The organism is Microcoleus sp. Pol14D4 (genome assembly GCF_036701245.1).
In the GTDB taxonomy this organism is placed as follows: Bacteria; Cyanobacteriota; Cyanobacteriia; order Cyanobacteriales; family Microcoleaceae; genus Microcoleus.
In genome coordinates this window covers 48968-60437 of record NZ_JAUBQM010000038.1, presented here as the reverse complement: position 1 = coordinate 60437, position 11470 = coordinate 48968, and the positions used below count along the sequence as shown (strand labels likewise).

The 11470-nt window shown below is 45.1% G+C and carries 9 protein-coding genes; 4 read left to right on the top strand and 5 right to left on the bottom strand.

All coding sequences use genetic code 11. The features are described from left to right. Positions 1-380 precede the first annotated feature (380 nt). Positions 381-728, bottom strand: a complete 348-nt coding sequence (locus tag QUA33_RS15435) for a histidine triad nucleotide-binding protein (RefSeq protein ID WP_333094324.1) — start codon at positions 726-728, stop codon at positions 381-383. A 208-nt stretch (positions 729-936) separates the two neighbouring features. Between QUA33_RS15435 and QUA33_RS15430 the strand changes: the two genes are divergently transcribed. Then, positions 937-2466: a YifB family Mg chelatase-like AAA ATPase gene (locus QUA33_RS15430; protein ID WP_333149321.1), complete on the top strand. Its 1530-nt coding sequence runs from the start codon at positions 937-939 to the stop codon at positions 2464-2466. 806 nt (positions 2467-3272) lie between these two features. Then, positions 3273-4658 carry a hypothetical protein gene (locus tag QUA33_RS15425; protein WP_333149320.1) on the top strand — a complete coding sequence of 462 codons (1386 nt, stop codon included), beginning with the start codon at positions 3273-3275 and terminating at the stop codon, positions 4656-4658. A 300-nt stretch (positions 4659-4958) separates the two neighbouring features. On the opposite strand, the gene QUA33_RS15420 is transcribed toward QUA33_RS15425, so the two are convergent. Both QUA33_RS15420 and QUA33_RS15415 read right to left on the bottom strand, forming a co-directional pair. Further along, a complete protein-coding gene (locus QUA33_RS15420) occupies positions 4959-5801 on the bottom strand; it encodes a hypothetical protein (RefSeq protein ID WP_333149319.1) in 843 nt (280 codons plus the stop codon). A 744-nt stretch (positions 5802-6545) separates the two neighbouring features. After that, positions 6546-6944 carry a DUF4342 domain-containing protein gene (locus QUA33_RS15415; RefSeq protein WP_333149318.1) on the bottom strand — a complete coding sequence of 133 codons (399 nt, stop codon included), beginning with the start codon at positions 6942-6944 and terminating at the stop codon, positions 6546-6548. A gap of 744 nt (positions 6945-7688) precedes the next feature. On the opposite strand from QUA33_RS15415, the gene QUA33_RS28250 reads away from it, so the two are divergent. Together QUA33_RS28250 and QUA33_RS15405 are read left to right on the top strand one after the other, a co-directional pair. Then, on the top strand, positions 7689-7787 hold the full coding sequence (locus QUA33_RS28250; RefSeq protein WP_445243249.1) for a hypothetical protein: 99 nt from the start codon (positions 7689-7691) through the stop codon (positions 7785-7787). Positions 7788-8366: 579 nt separating this feature from the next. Then, positions 8367-9851, top strand: coding sequence for an ATP-binding protein (locus QUA33_RS15405; protein WP_333149317.1), 1485 nt, complete (start codon positions 8367-8369; stop codon positions 9849-9851). Between the two features lie 126 nt (positions 9852-9977). On the opposite strand, the gene QUA33_RS15400 is transcribed toward QUA33_RS15405, so the two are convergent. Together QUA33_RS15400 and secF are read right to left on the bottom strand one after the other, a co-directional pair. After that, the gene (locus QUA33_RS15400) at positions 9978-10358 is read right to left on the bottom strand and encodes a hypothetical protein (RefSeq protein ID WP_333149316.1); all 381 of its coding nucleotides are present in this window, start codon (positions 10356-10358) and stop codon (positions 9978-9980) included. 116 nt (positions 10359-10474) lie between these two features. Then, on the bottom strand, positions 10475-11443 hold the full coding sequence (gene secF / locus QUA33_RS15395; RefSeq protein WP_333149315.1) for a protein translocase subunit SecF: 969 nt from the start codon (positions 11441-11443) through the stop codon (positions 10475-10477). Positions 11444-11470 lie beyond the last annotated feature (27 nt).

Genomic DNA, 11470 nt, shown 5'->3' with positions numbered 1-11470 from the left:
CTTAACTGCTTATCAAGCTATTCAAAAAGCCCTCTCTCTTCATGGCTCCCTTTTTTCCCCTAGTTGAGCAATTACCAGCAGTTCAAACGCATTATTTGTGTTCAGGTCGATTCTCTTTCTACTTAAATATTTCTTAATTAGGTCGTGAAGAGATGATTTTTAATATTTATTCACATATAACAGGTGGATTCTGCGAGGGTAAATTTGTATCGGGAGAATACTGAAAACCACGTTTATCGTGCGATCGGGCTGCATTCTCAATAATCTCCAATCAACCGGGTTTATTGACGAAAAAAAACCCCGGTTTCTGAAGCGCTGGGCAATAGAAATCAAAAGGGTTTCTGAGGATGAGTCCGCAAGTTCGGCGTGAAAATTAGGCTTTAGCCTGGGGGCCACTTCATCTGCCGACCGCCGAGAATGTGAAGGTGCAGGTGGTCTACAGTTTGGCCGCCGTCGCTGCCGCTATTAATGACGACGCGATAGCCGTTGCTAAGTCCGAGTTGTTCTGCTACCCGCTTGACAGTCAGTAGCAGGTGTCCCATAAGAGCATGATCTTCCGACTCGGCATCGGCTAATTTGGCAATAGGCTGTTTGGGAATGACGAGGATGTGGACGGGTGCTTGCGGATGGATATCTCGGAACGCGAGGGCCAAGTCGTCTTCATAAACGATGTCTGCGGGAATCTCTTTGCGGATGATTTTGCTGAAAAGCGTTTCTTGAGTTGCCATGAGTGTTAACGAAGGAAGAAGGAAGAGGGAAGGCCCAAGTGGGAAGTGGGAAGGGGAAGAGGGAAGAGGGAAGACCCAGCAGGAGAGAAGGAAGAGGAGAAAAAGAAGAGGCAAGGAAAAGTTTTTCTTGCCTCTTCCGATATTCATTAGTCATTGTTAATCATAATAGATGATGAATCAAGGACAGGCAAATTAAGGATAAAGAAAAATGCTTGCTAGGGTTTGGAGTGCATCGATCGTTGGAATTGACGCGGTAAAGGTTGGTGTTGAGGCTGATGTGTCAGGGGGGCTACCGAAAATTGTGGTTGTGGGGTTGCCCGATTCTGCTGTGCAAGAAGCTAAAGAAAGGGTTAAGGCCACGCTAAAAAATTCGGGATATGCTTTTCCGATGCGGAGTATTGTGATTAATTTGACTCCGGCGGATTTGCGGAAGGAAGGGCCGAGTTTTGATTTGCCGATCGCCATTGGCATTTTAGCAGCATCGGAACAAGTCAGCGGTCAACTTTTGGGAGATTATTTGTTTTTAGGGGAACTTTCTTTAGATGGGAGTTTGCGGCCTGTGGCTGGGGTTTTGCCGATCGCCGCTGCTGCTCAAAAAATGGGTATTTCAGGGTTGGTTGTACCGGCTGGTAACGCGCAGGAAGCGGCTTTGGTGCACGGAATATCTGTTTATGGTTTTGAGAATATTTTTGCTGTTACTGATTTTTTGAACAATCCTGAAGTTTATTCGCCTGTAGAAATAAACGGTAGAGAAGAGTTAGCAAAAACGCGGTTTTCTGGTCTAGATTTAAAGGATGTAAAGGGGCAAATTCACGCGCGGCGGGCTTTGGAAATTGCGGCGGCGGGGGGACACAATTTAATTTTTGTGGGGCCGCCAGGGAGCGGTAAGACGATGTTGGCGAGGCGTTTGCCGGGTATTTTGCCGCCGCTGACTTTTGATGAAGCTTTGGATGTAACTCAGATTCATTCGGTGGCGGGGTTGTTGAAGGATAAGGGAAGCTTGGTGGGCGATCGACCTTTTCGCAGTCCTCACCATTCGGCATCGGGGCCTTCTTTGGTAGGTGGCGGCAGTTTTCCGCGTCCGGGCGAAATTTCTTTAGCACATCGCGGCATCCTTTTTCTCGATGAATTAACTGAGTTTAAAAGAGATGTTTTGGAGTTTTTGCGGCAACCGCTGGAAGATGGTTATGTGACGATTTCTCGGACTAGACAATCGGTGATGTTTCCGGCTCAATTTACTTTAGTTGCAAGTACGAATCCTTGCGCTTGCGGTTATTACGGGGATTCGATCCAACAGTGTACTTGTTCGCCGCAAAAGAGGGAGCAATATTGGGCAAAACTTTCGGGGCCTTTGATGGATCGGATTGATTTGCAAGTGGCAGTTAATCGTTTGAAACCCGAGGAAATTACTCGACAGCCGACGGGGGAGGAGTCGGAACCGGTGCGGGTGAGGGTGCAGCGGGCGCGAGAGCTCGCAACTCGCCGTTTTCACTCGGAATCTAGTTTGCGCTGTAATGCCCAGATGCAAAGCAGCCACATTAACACATGGTGTCAGTTGGATGATGCTTCTCGGAATTTATTGGAGATGGCGATTCGGAAATTGGGGCTTTCTGCGAGGGGTAGCGATCGAATTTTGAAAGTTGCTAGAACTATTGCTGATTTGTCGGGGGATGAAAGCTTGAAAACTCATCATGTGGGGGAGGCGGTGCAGTATCGGACGATCGATAGGATGCAGTAAACAGCGGCTCAAAAGACACAATCCCCCGATCCCCGACTTTTTAAAGAAGTTGGGGATCTAACAGTTGATTCGGCGATTTGCATCGCTTCTAAACATACGAAGTCCCAGCAGAGGGGGACTAAGGGATTAAGGGGGTATTTAAGCTCGGTTAATGGTGTCCAATTATTTAATTGAGCCACTGAAACGCCCCGATGTTCCCATGTTTGTTGTCTGATTTTGTGCTGCATGGTGCCAGGATCGCTGGTGAGAGTTGCGTAAGTTCTGTTAGTGTTATATTGGGGGAGGCGACAGGAAACCAAGGCAGCAGTTAAAGTGGCGATCGAGGAAGCTTTAGATCGATTTACCGAAAGCTACTCAACTGAAGTGTATTAGCGCATATATTAAGCTGTTTATCAGCACGTCTACGGATCTTATGGTGAGGTCACACGCAGTATTTATACCACCGCAGCTTGAAGCTGGTGTCAATGCCACACACCCACAGCTTTTGTCAAAAATTCCTCATAATTTCATCAGAAATTCATCAAGTTTTTACCCAGTTTTTGGCATTTTTACTGTAATTTATGATACCGATCACCAAAGTTGCACCAATCTTCCCAACGGCTGAATTTTTAATATTTAATTTCTCGCTCTCGCTCTCCCTCACTCTTCCTCACTCTTCCTCACTCTTCCTCTTTCCCTGGCCCCCTCTCGCTGTTTCACCTTAAAATTTTAAATTTTTGAGTGACAAATCATGGCACGATCGCAGCGGGTTTTGATACCATGCAATCAAGCGCAAGACAATCAGGGAATGCACTGGAGGTGTGTAAATGGAGCTTTTCGGAGAACAAAAACGGTGTTTGGATGGTTTGGTAAGCTCGATCGACCAATTGGGAGGTCGAGTAGATATTCCAAAGCTGGAGCAGATAGCTGAGCTAATCATTCAAGCGATGAGAGGGCCTTGGCGCTCCTTTCACACGTCGGAACACATTTTTGAGGTCGGGGGGTCAGTCGATCCGATCGAGGTGCTGGCTGCGCTGTTTCACGACCTCGTGTACGTGCAAGTCGATCAAGGCGTTAGTTTCAATATTAGCAGCGCCCTTTGTCCTTTTGTCAAAGAGGTGCGATCGCAGTTAGTGATTAGAGATGAAAGCGAACTGCCCGACGATCCCATGTATCACCTAGTGGCCTCAGTCTTTGGGTTTATTCCCGGCAAGGCTCTGTCTCCGTTTGCCGGTCAAAACGAATTTTTGAGTGCCGTTATTGCTGCCAAATCTTTGGAGCCTTTTTTGCCAGCTAGTACGATCGCTGAGATAACAGCTTGCATTGAGGCTACTATTCCTTTTCGTCCGGTTTCGCCCAGTGGTTTGAGCGCGATCGAACTTTTGCACCAGCGTTTGGTAAGTATAAATCGCGATTTTAACATGGAATGGAACCCTGCAAAAATTGTAGAAATTGTCAAGCGTGCTGTCAGGTTAGCAAATAGAGATGTCGAGAATTTTGCCTCTCCAAATTCCTCTAATTTCTTAGACAATACCTGGAACTTGATGCCAGAAACCAACCACGAATTGACCAATGTTAATTCCTATACTGTTGCCGGATATCGCAAGTCTCTGCAAAAAATGGAAGAATTTTTGAAGTTCCTCAAACCCGAACTGGTTTTCCAGCAGTTTATGCAAGAGCCGGACGATGAAACCTACGCTAGCCTGATTGCCCGAACTCGCAAAAATATCGAAGTTGCTAAACTTTATTTTGGTGTCAAGCTAATTACCATCGCCATTTTAGAAGCTCTTTCCTACCGTTTGGGGCGCGATATTCCGCTTTCAACGATGATGGGAGAATTGCGGACACCAGGATTTAAAACCTCGGTTTTGGAGGATTACTTGCCCAACAGACAGAGCGCCTACCCCTTAGAGACTCAGTTGCAAAGAGAAGTGTTATACCTGCTAGAAATAGGACGCAATCAAGAATCGCGCTATGATATTAAAAACTCCCCGGTTTCTACGTTTATTATCAAATCTATCGGCTTTGCTGAAACTGAAAACTTGTTGAAGAAAGCTCAAGAGTTTTTTGCAGATCCTACTTCTTCGGAAGAGTTTCTCTCTTACTGCGCTCCCGATGTCATCGAGACCATCTCCTCCGGCGTGATGAAACTCTTTGATAGCAGAAAGACGGCTTTAGGGAAAGTTAAATTAGTTCACCAAACAGTTTCTTAGGATAGGTTGGCACAATCTTAAAACGTTTTCCATCGCAGAAACCAGGTTTCTTGAGTTCAGCCACAATGTCCGGTTAGTCTGAGATGTTGCACTATTCTCAATAACGGGCTCTGGGGCCCGTTCCACAAAGAATGAGTTTTCTTGTGGGGAGTAGGTGTTTGGGAAGAGATCCCGCCCATAGCAGGCTTATTGACAATGGTGCAAGCTCTCAGTTTAAACCATAAAAAAAGTCCTCTTTAAAGGACTTTAGCTATGAGTCTGGGGTTTTAGCCCCTGGCGGACTAATTCGACATCCAACTTCTATTGCGGTGAACCAGGCGCACCCTCTGCACCGGAGTTGCTATCAGGTACAGCCGTACCCGTAGGATTAGAATTGCTCTGGCTTTCCGTATTAGTTTCGCCGCTCGTACCTGCTCCAGAAGCACCATCATCTTGAGTTGGAGATGGAGTAGCTGAACTCTCCGGTGCTGTAGTTGGCGGAGTGGAAGCTGGCTCCCTCTGCGAATTCGGAACCGTAGTATCGGTATTATTTGACGGCGAAGATGGAGACGGCGCTGCTTCCTGAGCGGGTGCATCTTGCTGCTGTGAATTTGGAATTGTAATATTGATATTGGGAGCCGGACTTGTTTGAGGAGCCGGAGTTGCCTGTTGAGCTGGACTTGGTTGAGGAGCCGGCGTAGCTTTTTGAACAGGAGATGGTTGAACCGGAACCGGAACAATCTTTTGAATGATCGTTTTTTCTCTCTCTATAGTCCTAGTCGGAGCTGGTGTTGCTGAAGGCTGATTTGCTTTCGGTACAACAATCACAGGAGCAGCAGTAGGAGTAGGAGCCTCCTCGCCCCGATTGAAGTAATATACACTGCCCAGAACTAAGCCTACCAAAGAAGCCAGAAGAATCCCTAACAGTAACCCGCGACCAGCATTCTCGTTATCCCGGACTTCTTGGACTCCAACTTGGCGGTGGTTTTCGGCCATTTCACCCTGTACATAACCTTGGTGATGAGCTGCTTCTTTAGAAGCCTTACCCGTTGTACTCGGAACATTTGTAGTGGTTCGTGTTGTACTGACGTGACCGTTAGTTGCATCTGTGTGAACTTCTTGATGAATTTCACGGCTAGAGCTATTTTCTTCGTTAGGTTTCATAATTATCTTAGCCACAATTATTCAAAAATATTTGTCTCTAGGAGATTCTCTGGTTTGAAAACTTGAGCTAAGCTGTTGAGCAGTTAAATCACTTATTTTGATTTACTGTCAAGATTCAGGTGTAAGCGTTGGGTGTTTGGCTCATACCAGTTTAAATGCTTAACAGCTTTCTGCTTAGGGAGTTTAGAGAACTGTTGGTTTCTCCTTCATCTGTATTAAATATAACGGGCCAAGGTATTAAGCAGGCTCTACCCTTAGAGTGATTGCCAGAGTCCCCAAAGGAATAGAATTAGCCGGACTTCAACAAAGAAGACCGGCTAAATGAGTTATTTATAATGCTTGCATAGCAAGCAGATAGCAATCGCAGGAGTCGTAAATTTTTTATCCTACCCCAATCCTCCCCGAAGTTGCGGAGAGGAAGTAATAAATTCACTACTGCGAGGATTGTTATGGATGATTTATGACACCCTTAAAAGTGGCAACTTTACGGTCGGAGTGGGAAGACAATTCATCAGAGAAATCTGGAAACAAGAGAAGGGAGTAGTAAGAGTTACTAGCTTCCTATTTATCAAGCCACTTTCTGCTTGAAATTTGTTTAAATCCGGTTAAATAACCCCAATTAAGTTTTTAGTAATCAACGCAAGTTTTTTCTTCTCCATCAAGAGAGGATAGTCGTACTCGCGACCAACAAGCTTTATTACGGGAAATTAACCGGACAGAAGCCTTACTAACAACTTAATTTTTTTACTCGGTTCTTTCAATGATGATAGTCATGTGAGCAACTAATGCACCTATCGCTCCTACTGCTGCAATGACTGGAAACAAGGCCGCACCAATCACTCCACCGACTACTCCGACTGTCAGAGGAACTTCTACCAAGATCCGCCCCTCTTCATTTTTGATAATGATGCGTCGGATATTTCCTTCGTGAATCAGTTCTTTAACTTTAGCTACCAAATCGTCGCCGTTAATCTTCAATTCCTCGACGTTAACTTTTTGCTGAGTATAAGCTGGGGTTTCTAAAGGAGTTGTTTCAAAATTAACCTCACTAACTTTTTGGGAAGAAACTTTTTCAGATACAGGTATTGATTCGAGTTCTCTTGTCCCGACCGGTTCTTGTAGGCGATCTGTAGGGGTGTCCATTTTTTGTTCTCCTTTTAGGTAAAAGTATTTTTGTATAGAATTATTTAGAAATATAACACGCAACTTTTTGTCGATAAATCCTTCTTTTGGGTGATATTGCTGCTGGTGCTATAGTGCTTTTCTCTCTCGATCTTTAATCGCGATCGCCTAAAATCCTTCCTCGGTAGACCCTAGCTGGCGACTTCTCTAGTGCCGCTTGGTTAACAGTCTGCTTCTGGGCCTCGCACCGCCTCACTCTTCAAAAACCTCCAATCGAGACAGCCCAAGGATTAAAGGGACTTTCACACACTCAGAGACTCAGACTCAACAGGTGTACCGGTTGAAATAGTGACATTGTACTGAAAGTACGATCGTCCCGCCGTGTATACAGTTACCACCTCTAGTTCGGGAAACCGCACATGGAAACCGTCGCTTACTTTCCTCAAATGTCATTTGAATTTAACTCAGTGCGATCGCCCAAGCAAACCCGCCCCCCCGAGGTTCCTCAAATCAACATCTTAGAGTTTCTAATGAGAATTGCCTAAAATCAAGGGGGAGGAGAAGTAATCGCAATCGAAATACTATCGCAACCAAACCAACTTCCTCAAATTGAAGTGGAGGTTGGGGAAAGGCGGGTAAAATACTATTATTTCCTTCTGCTTCCTCTTGATTCTCCGTATCCGATTTGCCAGTGACAGAATCTGAATATCAAGTTGGCTGCCCGACGGTACTTTTGTGTAAACTTTTAAGGCACATCAAGCGGATGTGTGGAAGGTGAGGTTTAGTTGCGATCGCACAACTTTAGCATCGGCTGGGAAAAATTCATCGGTGAAGCTTTGGAGGATCGATGCGAGTAAAGTATAAGCTGCCGAACTTGACAAATTGCTCGCCATCGGCTGTCCCTGGCTGGAAGACTACCTACAATTCCAGGGTTGAGTGCGATCGGCATTTGTACGAAAAAACTGACAATTGACATTTCTTGGCAATTGCCCGAAACCGATTTGGCCTGAATAGTCAAATAGGTTATCGGCTGCCCATTTGTCGCTATTCTTGTCTTATTGTAATATAATTTTACGCAAGGGGTAATACCAAATGTACTACCAGAGGTCGCAGATGTCTATCAATCTGAACCAAATTAATGTTGTCAAACATAAAAAATAGTTATGACTGTTATATTCGGATTAGTAGAATCTTGGATCTGTCAAATTTACTACATAATTAGGTTTCAAAGGAGTGCCTGCTGTTAAATTAATCTAACCTGCAATATCGTTTCGGGTGACACCCGCACGATTTAACACCCAAAAATTTCTGCTGAAGTAACTCAATTTGAGCGAACAGAGTAGAGTTGATTTCATAGCTATAAAAAAAATAGAAAAAGCCGTCTAAATAGTAAGCAATACTCCAGCACCCAACCGCTACTGCCAATTACCAAAGGAGGGAGCAGTGTATGAAAATGACGGGTTGAGTCCCCTGAAATCACCGCTTGGTTTGCGATCGACTCTACAGGAATTAACCCTGTACGACTTTCTCCTCGAGTCTGAGTGTCCGGGGAACGAAGTTGCTAAAATTTTTCAAGCAAACCCTTTAGTTCCCGGCATCATCATCACTCAGCAAGGAAAGTTTATAGGGATGATTTCGCGGCGGCGTTATTTTGAACACATGAGCCGCCCCTACAGTTTGGAGTTATTTTCTCAACAACCTTTGTTTATACTCTACCGCTTTACTAAAACGGATATGTTGGTTCTCGATCGCGAAACCTCAATTATGACGGCAGTGCGACAGTCTTTGGAGCGATCGCCCGAATTAATCCACGAACCCATTGTAGTACAAGTCGAACCGGAAACTTACAAACTTTTAGACGTACACCAACTGCTGCTTTCTCAGTTGCAAATTCACGAGTTGTCAACAGTGGCGATGCGCGAGTCGCAAGCGCAATTAAGACATCAAGCCCAACAGCTCGAACTTGCCCTGCTGGAACTTCAGCGCACTCAAACTCAACTAATTCAAACAGAGAAAATGTCTTCTTTGGGGCAGTTAGTAGCAGGAGTAGCTCACGAAATTAACAATCCGATCGGCTTTATATCTAGCAATTTATACCACGCTCAAGAGTACACGCAAGCTTTAATGCGGATGCTCGACATCTACAGGCAGCACTGTCCCGAATTCATACCGGAAATTGCAGCAGAAGCCGAAAAAATAGAACTCGATTATTTAGTTGAAGACTTGCCGAAAGTGTTAAATTCTATGCAGCAAGGTGCAAAAAGAGTCCGCGACATCGTTTTGTCGCTGCGGAATTTTTGCAGGTTGGACGAAGCTCAAATGAAGCAGGTCAACATTCACGACGGTATCAACAACACGATTATGCTTTTGCAAAGCCAGCTTAAAGGGAAACCGGGGCAGGAGGCGATCGAGATTCACAAAGAATACAGCGACTTGCCACTGGTGCAGTGCTATCCCGGACAGCTCAATCAGGTATTTATGAATATTTTACTTAATGCAATTTACGCTCTGGTTGAGTCTAATAAACAGGACAAGGTTGATAAAAAAAGCACGAAAAAGTCGCAATCAGCCGAAGAAAAGCAGTCTTGTACAAAGACTCAATCATCAGTTTCTCAGTCTACCCGCCTAATTCCTACGATTCGGATTCGCACCGAGTTAAGTGATAAAAAAAAGGTAACAATTAAAATTTCTGACAATGGCCCGGGCATGACAGAAGATGTTCGGAAGCGGTTGTTTGATCCTTTCTTTACTACTAAGCCGGTCGGCCAAGGAACGGGTTTGGGACTGTCGATTAGCTATGAAATTGTTGTCAACCAACACGGCGGCGAATTGAAGTGCTTTTCGGAACCGGGAAAAGGAGCAGAATTTGCGATCGAGATTCCGCTTCAACAGTCTTCCGTAGCACAGATTTTGCCTCGCTTTGCGTGATACTTTTCAACAGAAGGAAGAAGGAAGAAGGAAGAAGCAATAAAAGTGAGGGACTCGGCCGTTGAAACCGCTTAAGAGTCAAACTTTCGTTTTTGTGGCTTGAGACTAAAGAATAAAACCCGCCGGCTAGCGCGAACCTTTGCAAACCCATTTCCACAAAGGATGACTGGGCCCTCGCTGGCGAATGCGGCGCACTTGTTGTTCCAAACCCTGTTTTTCCCGATGGGGCAATCCTCGCACCATATTGCGGCTTTGCCAAGTTAGCACTCCTAAAGTCATTCCCAAGCACAAACCCAAACCGAGAGTTGGCCAGCGATTAAAAGATAAACCGTAGCGCACGGCCGCCCAAGTGAAGTGTTCAAACCACAAAGCGATTTCGCGGCGCAAACCCCAAATGCTCAAAGAACCGACGCTAATCCACAGTAATATCACAGTTAACCAGCGGCCGTAAACTGTTAGTTTGTGAAGCCTTTGGACTTCAATTTGAAAAGTTTCCTCAGTAGTCATTTGTTATTTGTCATTTGTCCTTTGTCATTGGTTATTGGTTATTGGTTATTGGTTATTGATGATTTATTATTAGTCAGTCAACAGTTAACCGTCAACAGTTAACCGTCAACAGTCCATTAAACTTCCTCTGACTGGTTGATTCCTTCTGCAGGGACAGGGATAGAGTGGGCCGTGCGAGTGCGCCACCAAGCTAGCAGCGTACTGGCAATGAAAATACTCGAATACGCACCCGCAATAAAGCCGACAATCAATGCTAAAGCAAAGTATTTGAGGGTTTCGCCGCCAAACAAAAAGATTGAAAACAAAGTGAGCAGCGTTGTCATAGTCGTGTTAATTGACCTTCCCAGCGTCTGCATGACCGCATCATCGACAATTTGATTTATCGACTGTCCCGGATTTAGCTTGATTACTTCGCGAACGCGATCGTAAATTACCACTGTATCGTTAACTGAAAAACCGATAATTGTCAAGATTGCCACTACAAACAAACTGTCAACTTCCACACCTTGAACTAAACCTAAAATTGAGAAGATACCAACAGTAATGAACACGTCGTGAAACAGAGCTACAAAAGCAAAAAAGGCATAATCTAACTGAAATCGGAATGTCAGATAAATAGTAATGCCAGCAAAGGAAAGAAATACAGCCAACAATCCCGAAGTAAATAATTGTTTACCGAGGGTAGGCCCAACCGTATCAATTTGAGTTGAGTTCGGGGCAAAATCGCCTATTTTATCGCTCAAAGCTGTTTGCAACTTAGTACGTTGTTCGACATCCAAACTTTTCGTGCGTAGCGACAAACCGTGCTGTTCTTTGCCGATAACTTGAATGCTGCTGCCACCTAAACCTTGGGCGTCCAGCACTTCGCGGACAGCAGCAAGATCGATGGGTTTACAATTTTCCGGTTTCGTGCAGTCGAGTTCAAATTGCAGGCGAGTGCCGCCGATAAAATCTAAACTGGGGCGCAGCGGTGCGCGAATGTCGGGACGAGTCCAAGAAATCGCCATCGACACTATACCTGCGAGGATAATAGCGGCGGACATACTCCACCAGATCGATCGCTGTTTGATTACACTGAATTTCATAATTTGAATGAAGAAGGAAGTTCGGCA

Excerpts from the sequence above, each read along its gene's own strand:
- QUA33_RS15435 (WP_333094324.1), bottom strand. The coding sequence starts at position 728 with ATGGCAACTCAAGAAACGCTTTTCAGCAAAATCATCCGCAAAGAGATT.
- QUA33_RS15430 (WP_333149321.1), top strand. The coding sequence starts at position 937 with ATGCTTGCTAGGGTTTGGAGTGCATCGATCGTTGGAATTGACGCGGTA.
- QUA33_RS15425 (WP_333149320.1), top strand. The coding sequence starts at position 3,273 with ATGGAGCTTTTCGGAGAACAAAAACGGTGTTTGGATGGTTTGGTAAGC.
- QUA33_RS15420 (WP_333149319.1), bottom strand. The coding sequence starts at position 5,801 with ATGAAACCTAACGAAGAAAATAGCTCTAGCCGTGAAATTCATCAAGAA.
- QUA33_RS15415 (WP_333149318.1), bottom strand. The coding sequence starts at position 6,944 with ATGGACACCCCTACAGATCGCCTACAAGAACCGGTCGGGACAAGAGAA.
- QUA33_RS15400 (WP_333149316.1), bottom strand. The coding sequence starts at position 10,358 with ATGACTACTGAGGAAACTTTTCAAATTGAAGTCCAAAGGCTTCACAAA.
- secF (WP_333149315.1), bottom strand. The coding sequence starts at position 11,443 with ATGAAATTCAGTGTAATCAAACAGCGATCGATCTGGTGGAGTATGTCC.